Source organism: Janthinobacterium sp. RA13, assembly GCF_000745325.1.
Taxonomy (GTDB): Bacteria; Pseudomonadota; Gammaproteobacteria; order Burkholderiales; family Burkholderiaceae_D; genus Janthinobacterium; species Janthinobacterium rivuli.
Window position 1 is genome coordinate 5,408,949 of sequence record NZ_JQNP01000001.1, and the last position, 13,767, is coordinate 5,422,715.

Here is a 13,767-nt window from a genome sequence, read left to right on the forward strand (position 1 = left end):
ACAAGAGGAATACGCGATGATCGAGTCTTTGAACTATTTGCCGCATCCCACCCTGCCCAACGAGGAACTGGCGGGCCACTTCACGGATCTGGCGCCACCGCTCACGGCGCGCCAGGCCGCCATCGAAAGCGCCCGCTGCCTGTATTGCTACGACGCGCCGTGCAGCCGCATCTGTCCGTCGGAAATCGACGTGGCCAGCTTCATCCGCAACATCCACGACAAGAACATCAACGGCGCCGCCGCCGGCATCCTGAAGCAGAATATCCTGGGCGGCAGCTGCGCCAGGGTCTGCCCGACGGAAATCCTCTGCGAAGACGTCTGCGTGCGCAACCACGACGCCGAAGGCCAGCCCGTCAAGATTGGTCTCTTGCAGCGCTATGCCGTCGACCACATGCACTTCACCCGCCATCCGTTCCAGCGGGCTGCAAGCACGGGCAAGACGATTGCCATCGTCGGCGCGGGTCCCGCCGGCCTGTCGTGCGCGCACCGGCTGGCCATGCTGGGCCACGACGTGGTGATCTTTGAAAAGGAAGGCAAGGCGGGCGGCCTGAATGAATACGGCATCGCCAAATACAAGCTGACGGACGACTTTGCGCAAAAGGAAATCGACTTCCTGCTGGACATCGGCGGCATCGAGATCCGATGTCGTCAGGTGCTGGGCGAGAACCTGCAGCTGCGCGACCTGCACGCGCAGTACGACGCCGTGTTCCTCGGCCTGGGCCTGGGCGCCAGCCGCAAGCTGGGCTTGACGGGCGAGGAGGCGCCGGGACTCCTGGCCGCCGTCGATTACATTAGCGCGCTGCGCCAGGCCGACGACCTGGCCGCGCTGCCCGTGCCGAAACGGGCGATCGTGATTGGCGCCGGCAATACGGCCATCGACATGGCCGTGCAGATACAGCGCCTGGGCGCCGAGGAAGTCACCCTCGTCTACCGGCGCGGTTTCGACGCCATGACGGCCACCCACCATGAACAGGAAATCGCCAAGGCCAACCAGGTGCGCATGCTGACGTGGGCCCAGCCGCAGCAAGTGCTGCTCGGCGCGGCTGGCAAGGTGGCCGGCATGCGTTTCGAGAAAACGCGGATGCAGGGCACGCGTCTGGCGGGCACGGGCGAAACATTCGACGTGGCGGCCGACGCCATTTTCAAGGCCATCGGCCAGAGCCTCGACACCGAGGTGCTGCATGATCCGATGGCCTCGCTGCTGAAACGCGAAGGCGACAAGATCGCCGTCGATGGGGGCTTTCGCACGGTGCTGCCGGGGATCTATGCGGGCGGCGATTGCGTGGCGCCGGGGCAGGACTTGACGGTGCAAGCCGTCCAGCATGGCAAGCTGGCCGCACTGGCCATCCATTCCGATTTGATCAATAAAGTGGAGGCTGCATAATGGCTGATCTCAGCATCGAATTTTGCGGCATCAAGGCGCCGAATCCCTTCTGGCTGGCGTCCGCACCGCCGACCGACAAGGCCTACAACGTGGTGCGCGCGTTCGAGGCGGGGTGGGGCGGCGTCGTGTGGAAAACCCTGGGGGAAGACCCGGCCGCCGTCAACGTCTCGTCGCGCTATTCCGCCCTGTATGGCAAGAACCGCGAAGTGGTGGGCTTCAACAACATTGAACTGATCACCGACCGCTCACTGGAGATCAATCTGCGCGAAATCACGCAGGTGAAAAAGGACTGGCCCGACCGCGCCATGATCGTCTCCCTGATGCTGCCGTGCGAAGAGCACTACTGGGCCGACATCCTGCCCAAGGTCGAGGCGACGGGAGCGGATGGCATCGAACTCAATTTCGGCTGCCCGCACGGCATGCCGGAGCGGGGCATGGGAGCGGCCGTGGGCCAGGTGCCCGAGTACGTGCAGATGGTCACCGCCTGGTGCAAGAAGCATAGCCGCTTGCCCGTCATCGTCAAGCTCACGCCCAACATCACGGACGTGCGCATGCCGGCGCGCGCGGCCAAGGCGGGCGGCGCGGACGCCGTCTCGCTGATCAACACCATCAACTCGATCACCTCGCTGGACCTGGACCGCATGGTGGCCTTGCCCATCGTCGGCGGCGCCAGCACGCACGGCGGCTATTGCGGGTCTGCCGTCAAACCGATCGCCCTGAACATGGTGGCCGAAATCGCCCGCGATCCTCAGACGCGCGGTTTGCCCATTTCCGGCATCGGCGGCATCGGCAACTGGCGCGACGCGGCCGAATTTCTCGCCCTGGGCGCCGGCTGCGTGCAGGTGTGCACGGCCGCCATGCTGCATGGCTTTCGCATCGTCGACGAGATGAAGGATGGCCTGTCGCGCTGGATGGACGAGAAGGGCTATGCACGCATCAGCGATTTTTCCGGCAAGGCCGTGGCCAACACGACGGACTGGAAATACCTGGACATGAATTACCAGGTCATCGCGCAGATCAACCAGGACGACTGCATCAAATGCGGCAAGTGCTATGTGGCCTGCGAAGACACCTCGCACCAGTCGATTGCGCAGCTGATCGACGCGGCCGGCACGCGCACCTATGAAGTGATCAAGGACGAATGCGTGGGCTGCAATCTGTGCGAAATCACCTGTCCGGTGCAGGGTTGCATCACGATGGTGCCGCAGACGACAGGCAAGCCGTACATGAACTGGACGCAGGATCCGCGCAACCCTCGGGCATTGGCGGAGTCGGCATAGGGCACGGTTATTGCGTGCGTTTTATTTGTAAACAGCGGCCGGCCTTTGCGGTAAGCTAGATTGACTTAAAGGTCGCGCCGTTTCTATAAAACCGATCCCCTCCCAACCGATGGAGCATACCTGTGAACCACGACTATTCAGGCAACACGCAACTCTGGAATGAAGACCTGGCGCCCACCACGGCGGCGCAGCGCACCTGGCGCTGGTATCACTTTGCCGCGCTGTGGGTCGGCATGGTGATGTGCATTCCCGCCTACACCCTGTCGGCCAGCCTGATCGACAGCGGCATGTCCGGTTACCAGGCCGTGCTCACGGTATTTCTCGCCAACGCCATCGTGCTCCTGCCCATGCTGCTGATCGGCCATGCGGGCACCAAGTACGGCATCCCGTATGCCGTGCTGGCGCGCGCCTCGTTCGGCACCATGGGCGCGCGCTTGCCCGCCCTGATGCGCGCCATCGTCGCCTGCGGCTGGTACGGCATCCAGACCTGGTTCGGCGGGCAGATGATCTATACCCTGATGGGCGTGCTGGTGGGCCATGAACTGGGCGGCGAGAAGATCGCGGGCCTGGGCATCAACGGCAGCCAGTTGCTGTGCTTTTTGGCTTTCTGGGCCATCCAGTTTTATTACATCCTGCATGGCATGGAGTCGATCCGCAAGCTCGAAACCTACACGGCGCCGCTGAAAATCCTGATCTGCTTCGTGCTGCTGTACTGGGTGCACAGCAAGGCCGGCGGCGTGGCCAGCCTGCTGGATCAGCCATCGCAATTCATCCCTGGCGGTAAAAAGGCGGGCCAGTTCTGGAGCGTCTTCTGGCCATCGCTGACGGCCATGGTGGGTTTCTGGGCCACCCTGGCATTGAATATCCCCGACTTCACGCGCTTCGCCAAGACGCAGCGCGACCAGGTGATCGGCCAGTCCATCGGCTTGCCGGTGCCGATGGGCCTCCTGGCCATGCTGGCCGTGATCGTCACGGCAGGCTCCGTCGTCATGTACGGCAAGGCCATCTGGGATCCCGTCGATCTGGCCAGCCGCATGACGGGCGCCGCCGTGCTGATCGCCCTGATCATCCTCCTGATCGACACGGTCAGCGTCAATCTGGCCGCCAACCTGGTTGGCCCCGCGTATGACTTTTCCTCGCTGGCGCCGAAGCAGATTTCGTACAAGATGGGCGGCTACATCACGGCTTTCATCGCCATCGTCATGATGCCGTGGAAGGTGCTTGAGTCGACGCAGGGCTACATCTTCACCTGGCTGATCGGCTACTCGGCCCTGCTGGGACCCATCGCCGGCATCCTCATCGTCGACTATTATTTTGTGCGCAAGACGCAGCTGGACGTCAAGCAGCTGTACCGCGACGACGGCGTCTACTCGTATGGCAATGGCTGGAACATGGCGGCGCTGATCGCCTTTGTCATCGCCGTGCTGCCGAACATCCCGGGCTTTTTGAATGCGGCCTTTCCCGCGGCGTTTCCCGGCGTAGCCGAAGGATTCAAAACCATCTACACCTACGCCTGGTTCGTGGGCGTGGCCATCGCCGCCGTCGTGTACGGCGTCATGATGAAGGGCAAGGCCGTGGCGCACGTGCAGCAGGCGCCGCAGTCGTAATCACTGAAGGAGACAAGATGACTACACTGATACGTGGCGGTACCGTCGTCAACGCCGACCGCGCCTTTCGCGCCGATGTGCTGATCGAGGGCGCCATCATCGCCGCCGTCGGCGAGCACCTGGCCGTACCGGCAGGGGCTACCGTGATCGACGCGGGCGGCCTGTACGTGATGCCGGGCGGGATCGACACGCACACGCACATGAATTTGCCTTTCATGGGCACCGTGACGTCGGACGATTTTTTCACGGGCACGGCGGCGGGTCTGGCGGGCGGCACCACCACCATCATGGACTTCGTCATTCCCGCGCCCAAGCAGTCGCTGATCGAGGCGTATCACCAGTGGCGCGAGTGGTCGGCCAAGGCGGCTGGCGACTACACCTTCCACGTGGCGATCACCTGGTGGAGCGAGCAGGTACATGAAGACATGGGCACCCTCGTGCGCGAGCATGGCGTGAACAGCTTCAAGCACTTCATGGCCTATAAAAACGCCATCATGGCCGACGATGAGACGCTGGTGAAAAGCTTTACCCGCTCGCTGGAGCTGGGCGCGCTGCCCACCGTGCATGCGGAAAATGGCGAGCTGGTTTTTCAATTGCAGCAAGCCTTGCTCAAGAAGGGGATCACCGGGCCGCAGGCGCACCCGCTGTCGCGCCCACCGGCCGTGGAAGCGGAGGCGGCCAACCGCGCCATCGCCATTGCCAACGTGCTCAATACGCCTGTCTACATTGTGCACGTCTCGTGCGCCGAATCGCTTGACGCCATCACGCGGGCGCGCGCCAACGGCCAGCGCGTGTATGGCGAAGCGCTGGCGGGCCACCTGGTGATCGACGACAGCGTCTACCAGAGCGACGATTTCGACTACGTGGCGGGCCACGTCATGAGCCCTCCGTTTCGCGGCAAGCACCATCAGGCAGCTTTGTGGCACGGCCTGCAAAGCGGCAACCTGCACACGACAGCCACCGACCACTGTACCTTTTGCGCCGAGCAGAAAGCGGCCGGCAAGGACGACTTCACGCGCATCCCGAACGGTTGCGGCGGCGTTGAGGAACGCATGGCCGTGGTGTGGGACGCTGGCGTCAATTCCGGCATGCTGACGCCTTCCGAATTCGTCAAGGTGAGTTCCACCAATGCGGCGCAAATCTTCAATATGTATCCGCGCAAGGGCGTCATCGCCGCGGGCAGCGATGCCGACATCGTGCTATGGGATCCGCAGGGCACGCGCACCATTTCCGCCGCTACGCAGTTCGCCAAGGGAGGCTTCAACGTCTTCGAAGGGCGCACCGTGCGCGGCATCCCCAGCACCACGATTGCCGCTGGCAAGGTGGTGTTCCACAAGGGCGAGCTGATGGCCGTCGAAGGGGCAGGGCGCTATGTCGAACGGCCCGCTTTTTCCGCCACGACAGCTTAAGGAGTTGATGATGGATGCATTGCGTATCAATGGCGAGCGCCTGTGGGCGGCCCTGATGGAACTGGCGCAGATCGGCGCGACAGCGAAGGGCGGCGTGAAACGCCTGGCCCTGACGGACCTCGATAAACAGGGCCGCGACCTGGTGGTGGGCTGGGGCCGCGAAGCGGGCATGAGCATCACGATCGACCAGATCGGTAATGTCTTCATGCGCCGCGACGGCACCGACAATACGCTGCCACCCGTGATGACGGGTAGCCATATCGACACGCAGCCCACGGGCGGCAAGTTCGATGGCAATTACGGTGTGCTGGCCGGCCTGGAAGTGGTGCGCACCCTGAACGATTTACACATCAAGACGCGGGCGCCCATTGAGGTGGCCTTCTGGACCAACGAGGAAGGCTCGCGCTTCGTGCCCGTGATGATGGGGTCCGGCGTGTTCTGCGGCGCCTTCTCGCTGGAGACCGCGTATGCTGCCAAGGACACGGAAGGCAAAACGGTGGGCGAGGAGCTGGCGCGCATCGGATACAAGGGCGAGCAGGTGCCGGGCGACCATCCGATAGGCGCCTACTTTGAAACGCATATCGAGCAGGGCCCCGTGCTGGAAGACGCGGACAAGGTGATTGGCGTGGTGCCTGCCGTGATGGGCCTGTCGTGGTATGACTGCGTGGTGACGGGCATGGAAGCGCATGCGGGACCCACGCCCATGGGCTTGCGCAAGGATGCGCTGCAAGTGGCCACGACCATCATGCAGGAAGTCGTCGCCATTGCCAACCGCTACCCGCCGTATGGGCGCGGCACGGTGGGCATGGTGCAAGTCTTCCCGAACAGCCGCAACGTGATTCCCGGCGAAGTCACATTCAGCATCGACCTGCGCAATGTGAACGACGAACTGCTCAACACCATGCATGGCGAGATCACGGCCTTTATCGATGCCACGCGCGAGAAGTCAGGCTTGGGCATTTCACTGGAAAGGGTGTCCTACTACCCGCCATGCCCGTTCCACCCCGACTGCGTGGGCGCCGTGCGCAACGCCACGGCAAAGCTCGGCTACTCGGTGATGGACGTGGTCTCCGGCGCCGGACACGACGCCATCTACGCGGCCAGGCTGGCGCCGGCCGGCATGATCTTCGTGCCGTGCAAGGACGGCATCAGCCACAATGAAATCGAAGACGCCAAGCCCGAGCACCTGGAAGCGGGCTGCAACGTGCTGCTGCACGCGATGCTGGAGCGGGCCGTGGCGGTGTAGCCTTACGGCTTCGGCTGGAAGCTGCGCAAGAACGCCAGCAGCGCGCGCCCCGCGATGTCGGCGTCGTCCGCCGTCATGGTTTCCAGCGGGTTGTGGCTGATGCCGCCATTGCCGCAGCGGGTAAACAGCATGGCCACATCGGTGATGGCGGCCATGGCCATGGCGTCGTGGCCGGCGCCCGACAACAGCGCATACGGTGCGATGCCGACCGATTCCACGGCTTGCGCCAGCTGCGCCATCAGCCACGGCGCGCACGGCGCCGCACGCGCCGACAGCAGCAGCTCCAGATGATAGTCGATCTGGCGCCGTGCGCAGATAGCGGCGATGCCATCAAGGATATCGTCGACGGCCGCCTGGCGCACGGCATCAACGGCTGCGCGGATATCGAGCGACAGGGTGCAGGCGCCGGCGATCACGTTGACGGAACCATTCGGCACGTGCAGCTGGCCCACGGTGCCCACCAGCGCCTCGCCCTGGTTGCAGCGCTGTTCCACCAGCAGGATGATTTCGGCGGCCGCGCTGGCGGCGTCCTTGCGCATGGTCATGGGCGTGGTGCCCGCGTGGCTGGCCACGCCGCCAAGATTGACCAGGTAGCGCGAGCTGCCGGCAATCGCCGTGACGATCCCCAGCGGCAGGTCGCGTTCCAGCAGCACGGGACCCTGCTCGATGTGCACTTCCACATAGCCGAGCAAATCCGCCGGATCGCGCGCGATGGCGCCGATGGCGCTCGCCTCGTGGCCGGCGGCGGCCAGCGCGTCGCGCATGCTCACGCCATCCGCGTCACGCTGTTCCAGCAGCGACACGTCGAACTTGCCCGTGATGGCCGTGCTGCCCAGGAACGTGCTCTTGAAGCGCACGCCCTCTTCCTCGGCGAAGCCGACGACCTCGAAGTGGAAAGGCAGCTTTTCGCCCCGTTCGTGCAGGTGGCGCACGACGGCGATCGGCAGCACGATGCCCAGCCGGCCGTCGTACTTGCCGCCGTTGCGCACCGTGTCGTAATGGGATCCCGTCATCAGGGTCTTCGCGCCGGGGATATCGGACAGATAGCGGCCGACCACATTGCCGACGGCGTCGATGTGCACCTGCATGCCGGCGTCCCGCATCCAGTCGGCCAGCTGCGCGGCCGTTCTCTGGTGCGCCGGCGTCAGGTAGGCGCAGGTCAGGTTGTAATCGCTGTCGCTCCAGCCGGCCAAGGTTTCCGCGTGCTGCATGATGGCCGGACCGAAGTCCAGGCGCACGTCGAACAGGTCGTTCAGGCGCAGCTCGGCGATGCGCTTGATCTGCCGCAGCGATTCGGCCAGTTCATCGGCGCGCCGGTTCTTCAGGCGCCGGGCAAATGTGGCGATGATGTCCTGGCGCGTCAAGCCTTCGCCCGTCGGGCCCTTGACGGCCAGGATGAAGGGAAAGCCGAATTTGGCGTTGTATTCACTGTTGAGGCGCTGCAGGGTGGCAAATTCGTCGGCGCTGCACAGGTTCAGGCCGGACTTGGCCTGTTCGCGCGTCGATTCCGCCGTCAGCTGGCCCGCGATGGCTGCCTTGCCGGCCAGTTCCGGGTGGGCGCGTATCAGCCCCAGTTGCTCTTCGGGCGAGGCGTGCGCCAGCACGCGCTGCAGCTCCGTCTTGAGCGCCGTCAGGCTGGCAAACGGCCGGGCGGCGGCCGCGCGCTGGGCGATCCAGGGCGAATGTTCATAGATGCCATGCAGCCGTGCGATAAAGTCTGCCGGGCTGCCGGCGTTCAGGTCTGAAAGGGTGGTCATGGTTTTCCGATCATGCAAGCGGTGATGATAGCGCCCCGTTCCTGCGTCCATTATATGCGCGTGCTGATAGCGGCTATCGCTGCACCAGCGCCTTGGCGGCCGCGCTGACCTGGTCGCGCAGCCATTTGTGCTCGGGCGCCTGGTGCACGCGCTGGTGCCACAGCTGGTAAAAGCGCATGGGCGGAAATTTCAAGGGCACGGTATACGTTTTCAGCGGCAGGGTCTTTTCATAGAAACGCATGAATTGCCGGCCCGTGGTCAGCACCAGGTCCGTCTGCGTCAGCATGTAGGGGATCAGGCCGAAATACGCGGATTCCACCACCACGTTGCGCTGCAGGTTTTGCCGTTCGAGGAAGGAATCGATCACGCCGTGGTAGCCGGGCATCATCTGCGACGGCGCCACGTGGGGCAGGCTCAGATAATCGTCCAGGGTCATGGCGTCGCTGGCCGTGCGGCGCGCATAGGCGTTTTCCGCATGCATGGCGCAGATGATGGGGTCTTCGAACAGCTTCGAGATGTGCAGGTGCGCGGGCGGCTCGTCCCAGTTGGCGATCACCAGGTCCAGGCCACCATCGGAGAGCTGGCGGATATGGTCGATGCCCGGCCCCAGGCTGTGCAGCACGACGCGGCTTTTCGGCGAGCCGCGGCGCAGCAGCGCCACCACGTTGGGCAGGAACTGGCTGTCCAGGTAGTCGGGCGCGGCGATATGAAAGGTGCGCGCCTCGTCCTGCGCCACGAACGGCGTCTTCTTGACGAACAGGCTTTCCGTCTGGTCGAGGATGCGCTTGGCCGGATTGAGCAGGCTTTCGCCATGCTGGGTCGGCACCATGCCGCGCGCGCCGCGCACGAGCAGCGGGTCGCCCGTCAGTTCTCTAAGCTTGCGCAGGGAGGCGGAAATCGAGGGCTGCGGCTGATTGAGCTTCAATGCCACGCGCGAGACATTCTTTTCCACCAGCAGCAGGTAGAGAATGCGGATCAGGTGCAGGTCGAGGTGTTGCGGCAGGCTTGACATGTGGCGGCGCCTCTGTTGTATATCGATTTGAATATGTCAAATATACGATATATTTCATGTGATGGGCGGTAAATCCGTTTATCTTGTGTAGATTGGCACGAATATTGGTTCGGTCTGACTAGAGGAAATTTATGGAAGTATTTGCCTACCTGATCCCGTACGGCCTTGAGTGGCTGAACCTGATCGTCCGCTGGCTGCACGTCATCACGGGCATCGCCTGGATCGGTGCTTCCTTTTATTTCGTCTGGCTCGATAACTCGATCCGCCCGCCCGCGCCCGGTTCCGAGCTGGCGAAGAAGGGCGTGTCGGGAGAACTGTGGGCTGTGCATGGCGGCGGCTTCTACAACCCGCAAAAATATCTGGTGGCGCCCGCTGAACTGCCGAAGGAGCTGCACTGGTTCAAGTGGGAAGCGTATTCCACGTGGCTGTCCGGTTTCGCGCTGCTGACCATCGCGTATTACTTCAATGCCCAGGCCATGATGATCGACAAGGCCGTGGCGGACATCTCCAGCGGCCAGGCCGTCGGCATCGGCATCGCCACCCTCGTCATCGGCTGGACCGTGTACGACCTGCTGTGCCGCTCGAAGCTGGCGCAATATGAACTGTGGTTCGGCGTGATGGTGTTCGCGCTGATCGTCGGCGCCGCCTACGTGCTCACGCATTTGCTCAGCGGGCGCGCCGCCTATATCCACGTGGGCGCCATGATCGGCACCATCATGGTGGCCAATGTGCTGATGCTGATCATTCCCGGCCAGCGTAAGATGGTCGAGGCCATGGCGGCCGGCAAGCTGCCCGACCCCAAGCACGGCCTGAAGGCCAAGCAGCGCAGCGTGCATAACAATTATTTCACGTTGCCGGTGCTGTTCATCATGATCAGCAACCACTACGCGATGACTTACCGTAACGACCACGCATGGCTGGTGCTGGCCCTGATCATGGCGGCCGGCGTCTTCATTCGCCACTTCTTCAACCTGCGCCACAAGGGACGTGTCGAGTGGCGCTATCCGGCCATCGGCGTGGCCTTGCTGCTGGCCGTGGCTATCGCCATCGCGCCGAAAGCACCCGTGGCCGTGTCGGCCGCGCCGGCGGTGGACCCTGTCGCGCAGTTCAATAGCGTGCATGCCATCATCGCCCAGCGCTGCGCCACCTGCCATTCGGCCCAGCCCACGCAAGCCGGTTTCGCCACGGCGCCGTCCGGCATGATGCTCGATAATGAAACCCAAATCCGCCAGCACGCGGCGCAAATCTACAAGCAGGCCATCGAATTGAAGGCCATGCCGATCGGGAACCTGACGAATATGACGGAGGCCGAGCGCAGCGAATTGGGCGCCTGGCTGCAACAGACCATGCAAGGAGCAAAATGACGACGCACGCAGAAAAAATCACGGCCTGGATCGACGACCACTTCGACGAGGAAGTCGCCTTTTTACAGCAGGTGGTGCAGCAGCCGACGGATACGCCGCCCGGCAACAACGCGCCCCATGCGGAGCTGGTGGCCCAATTGCTGCAGGCGTATGGCTGGCACGCCGAAAAACACGCGGTCCCTGCCGACCAGGTAGAAGCGTACGGCATGCAGAGCATCACCAATTTGATCGTGCGCCGGCCATATGCCGCGGGCGGGCCGATCGTGGCCCTGAATGCGCATGGCGACGTCGTGCCGCCCGGCGACAACTGGACGTATCCGCCATATGGCGGGCAGATCGACGGCGGCTATATATATGGCCGCGCGACGGCCGTCTCGAAAGGTGATTTCGCCACTTATGTGTTTGCCGCGCGCGCGCTCGAAGCCCTGGGCATTCCGCTCAAAGGCCAGCTGGAACTGCATTTTACGTACGACGAGGAATTCGGCGGCTTGCTGGGGCCGGGCTGGCTGCTGGAACAGCAACTGACGAAGCCCGATTTCGTCATCGCCGCCGGTTTCAGCTACGGCATCGTCACGGCGCACAACGCCTGCCTGCAGCTGGAAATTACCGTGCATGGCAAGTCGGGCCACGGCTCCATGCCGGAGACGGGGCACGATGCGCTGCAGGCGGCCAACAAGATCCTCAACGCCATCTATGGCCAGTTGCCGGAGCTGAAAAAGATCAAGTCCAAAGTGGCCGGCATCGACTCGCCCACCATGCTCGTGGGCCGTATTGACGGCGGCACGAATACCAATGTGGTGCCGGGCAAGGTCGTCATGAAGATGGACCGCCGCATGATCCCGGAAGAAGACCCGGTGGCGGTGGAGGCGCAGGTGCGCGCGCTGATCGAGAATGCCGTGCGCGGCGAACCTGGCATCCGCATCGAGATCCGCCGCCTGCTGCTGTCGCATGCGCTGCGCCCCTTGCCTGGTTCCGAGCAGCTGGTTGGCAGCTTGCAGAAAAACGCGCAAGCTATTCTGGGCGAGACGATTCCCGCCGTCGGCACGCCGCTGTATGCCGATGCGCGCCTGTATGGCGAGCGGGGCATCCCCGCCGTGCTGTATGGCGCCGGCCCGCGCACGGTGCCCGAATCGAATGCGAAGAAGGCCGACGAGCGCCTGGCGCTCGACGATTTGCGCAAGGCCAGCAAGATCGTCGCCCTGACCTTGCTCGACTTCCTGGGCGCTTGACAGGGCGGCGACTATGCCGCATGCATCCGGTAAGATGCATGCTTGGACAATCGCGGAGGCAGCATGGAGTTGACTGGCAAGAGGACGATAAGGGAGCTGGCGGCCGACCTGGCCGCCGGCCGCATCACCAGCGTGGCGCTGACACAGCAGATGCTGGCGCGCGCCGAGGCGCACCGGGCGCAGGGCGGCCATGCCTATGTCAGCCTCGATGGCGAACAGGCGCTGATGGAGGCGCGGGCCAGCGATGCGGCGCGCGCCGCCGGCATCGTTGCCTCGCCGCTGGCAGGCGTGCCCATCTCGATCAAGGACCTGTTCGACGTCAAGGGGCAAACCAGCAGCGCCGCCTCGCTGGCGCTGGCCGACGCGCCGCCCGCCGTGGCCGATGCGCTTGCCGTGGCGCGCCTGCGCGCGGCCGGCGCGATCCTGCTGGGCCGCACCAACATGAGCGAATTCGCGTTTTCCGGCCTGGGCTTGAATCCCCATTACGGCACGCCGCGCAATCCGCTGGACGGCGCGCGCGTGGCGGGCGGCTCCACCTCGGGCGGCGCCGTGACGGTGGCTTTGGCGATGGCGGCCGGCGCGCTGGGCACGGACACGGGCGGGTCGATCCGCATCCCGTCCGCCTTTTGCGGCCTGACCGGTTTCAAGCCGACGGCCGCTTCCGTGCCGCTGGCTGGCACAGTGCCCCTGTCGCGCTCCCTCGATTCGGCAGGCCCCATCGCCCACAGCGTCGACTGCTGCGCGGTGCTTTACGCGGCGCTGTCGGGCCGCAAGCTTGCCGATGGCGCGCCAGCGTTGAAAGGACTGCGTTTCGGCTTTACCCTGGACTACGTGGGCACCCATGTCGAGCCGCAGGTGCAGCAGGCATTCGACCGTGCGCTGGACAAGCTGCGCGCGGCCGGTGCCCTGGTCGAGCAGTTCGATTTCCCGGAATTGCTGGAGCTGCCGACGATCAATGGCGGTGGCGGCCTGGTGGCGGCGGAAGCCTGGCACTGGCACAGGGCGCGGCTGGAAGAGAAGGGCGCGCAATACGACCAGCGCGTGGCGGCGCGCATCCGCCGCGGCCAGCAGCAAGGCGCAGCCGACTACATCGACCTGCTCGATGCGCGCGCGCGCCTGATCGCCATCGCGAAGCAGCGTCTGGCGCCATTCGACGCCTGGCTGATGCCCAGCGTAGCCGTACTCGCGCCGGAAGTCGCGCCGCTGGAAGCGGATGATGCCACCTTCTTTGCCACGAACGGTCTGGTGCTGCGCAACGCCAGCGTGATCAACTTCCTCGACGGCTGCGCGCTGTCCTTGCCTTGCCATGCGGAGGGTGAGCTGCCCGTGGGGCTGGGCATTTGCGGTCTGGCCGGCGCCGACGATCAGGTGCTGCAAATCGGCCGCGCCGTGGAGGCGCTGTTGCGCGGGAGTGGAAAAGAGTAATACCGTAGTGCAGGAAAATGCCAACTCTGTCATGATGGCTGGCATTAACATGGG

At 64.2% G+C, this 13,767-nt stretch carries 10 protein-coding genes; 8 read left to right on the plus strand and 2 right to left on the minus strand.

Annotation, left to right across the window (positions count from 1 at the left end):
- Positions 1 to 16 precede the first annotated feature (16 nt).
- The 5 genes from FG13_RS23995 to FG13_RS24015 all read left to right on the plus strand — a co-directional run bounded on the left by FG13_RS23995 (position 17) and on the right by FG13_RS24015 (position 6,926).
- A complete protein-coding gene (locus tag FG13_RS23995) occupies positions 17 to 1,384 on the plus strand; it encodes an NAD(P)-dependent oxidoreductase (RefSeq protein ID WP_035825020.1) in 1,368 nt (455 codons plus the stop codon).
- Positions 1,384 to 2,664, plus strand: a complete 1,281-nt coding sequence (gene preA, locus FG13_RS24000) for an NAD-dependent dihydropyrimidine dehydrogenase subunit PreA (RefSeq protein WP_035825022.1) — start codon at positions 1,384 to 1,386, stop codon at positions 2,662 to 2,664. The genes FG13_RS23995 and preA overlap by 1 nt, the downstream gene beginning before the upstream one ends.
- A 122-nt stretch (positions 2,665 to 2,786) precedes the next feature.
- Positions 2,787 to 4,271, plus strand: coding sequence for an NCS1 family nucleobase:cation symporter-1 (locus FG13_RS24005; protein WP_035825024.1), 1,485 nt, complete (start codon positions 2,787 to 2,789; stop codon positions 4,269 to 4,271).
- A gap of 17 nt (positions 4,272 to 4,288) precedes the next feature.
- Positions 4,289 to 5,680 (plus strand): dihydropyrimidinase, encoded by a 1,392-nt coding sequence (gene hydA, locus FG13_RS24010; protein ID WP_035825027.1) that lies wholly within the window; start codon positions 4,289 to 4,291, stop codon positions 5,678 to 5,680.
- 10 nt (positions 5,681 to 5,690) lie between these two features.
- Positions 5,691 to 6,926: a Zn-dependent hydrolase gene (locus FG13_RS24015; RefSeq protein WP_035825030.1), complete on the plus strand. Its 1,236-nt coding sequence runs from the start codon at positions 5,691 to 5,693 to the stop codon at positions 6,924 to 6,926.
- A 2-nt stretch (positions 6,927 to 6,928) separates the two neighbouring features.
- Here the strand turns inward: FG13_RS24015 and FG13_RS24020 are convergent, their stop codons facing one another.
- Both FG13_RS24020 and FG13_RS24025 read right to left on the minus strand, forming a co-directional pair.
- Positions 6,929 to 8,683, minus strand: coding sequence for an allantoate amidohydrolase (locus FG13_RS24020; RefSeq protein WP_035825033.1), 1,755 nt, complete (start codon positions 8,681 to 8,683; stop codon positions 6,929 to 6,931).
- A 73-nt stretch (positions 8,684 to 8,756) separates the two neighbouring features.
- The gene (locus FG13_RS24025) at positions 8,757 to 9,695 is read right to left on the minus strand and encodes a LysR family transcriptional regulator (protein WP_035825036.1); all 939 of its coding nucleotides are present in this window, start codon (positions 9,693 to 9,695) and stop codon (positions 8,757 to 8,759) included.
- A 131-nt stretch (positions 9,696 to 9,826) separates the two neighbouring features.
- Between FG13_RS24025 and FG13_RS24030 the strand changes: the two genes are divergently transcribed.
- From FG13_RS24030 to FG13_RS24040, 3 genes are all read left to right on the plus strand, one after another.
- On the plus strand, positions 9,827 to 11,059 hold the full coding sequence (locus FG13_RS24030) for a urate hydroxylase PuuD (RefSeq protein ID WP_035825041.1): 1,233 nt from the start codon (positions 9,827 to 9,829) through the stop codon (positions 11,057 to 11,059).
- Complete coding sequence (locus FG13_RS24035; protein ID WP_035825043.1) at positions 11,056 to 12,288, plus strand: M20/M25/M40 family metallo-hydrolase; 1,233 nt, start codon at positions 11,056 to 11,058, stop codon at positions 12,286 to 12,288. Before FG13_RS24030 ends, FG13_RS24035 begins: the two co-directional genes overlap by 4 nt.
- Positions 12,289 to 12,351: 63 nt before the next feature.
- A complete protein-coding gene (locus FG13_RS24040) occupies positions 12,352 to 13,713 on the plus strand; it encodes an amidase (RefSeq protein WP_035825046.1) in 1,362 nt (453 codons plus the stop codon).
- Positions 13,714 to 13,767: the final 54 nt, after the last annotated feature.

What these genes read in the sequence shown, in the direction of transcription:
- FG13_RS24015 (WP_035825030.1), top strand. Translation starts at nt 5,691, where the DNA reads ATGGATGCATTGCGTATCAATGGCGAGCGCCTGTGGGCGGCCCTGATG.
- preA (WP_035825022.1), top strand. Translation starts at nt 1,384, where the DNA reads ATGGCTGATCTCAGCATCGAATTTTGCGGCATCAAGGCGCCGAATCCC.
- FG13_RS24020 (WP_035825033.1), bottom strand. Translation starts at nt 8,683, where the DNA reads ATGACCACCCTTTCAGACCTGAACGCCGGCAGCCCGGCAGACTTTATC.
- FG13_RS24030 (WP_035825041.1), top strand. Translation starts at nt 9,827, where the DNA reads ATGGAAGTATTTGCCTACCTGATCCCGTACGGCCTTGAGTGGCTGAAC.
- FG13_RS24040 (WP_035825046.1), top strand. Translation starts at nt 12,352, where the DNA reads ATGGAGTTGACTGGCAAGAGGACGATAAGGGAGCTGGCGGCCGACCTG.
- FG13_RS24035 (WP_035825043.1), top strand. Translation starts at nt 11,056, where the DNA reads ATGACGACGCACGCAGAAAAAATCACGGCCTGGATCGACGACCACTTC.
- FG13_RS24025 (WP_035825036.1), bottom strand. Translation starts at nt 9,695, where the DNA reads ATGTCAAGCCTGCCGCAACACCTCGACCTGCACCTGATCCGCATTCTC.
- FG13_RS23995 (WP_035825020.1), top strand. Translation starts at nt 17, where the DNA reads ATGATCGAGTCTTTGAACTATTTGCCGCATCCCACCCTGCCCAACGAG.
- hydA (WP_035825027.1), top strand. Translation starts at nt 4,289, where the DNA reads ATGACTACACTGATACGTGGCGGTACCGTCGTCAACGCCGACCGCGCC.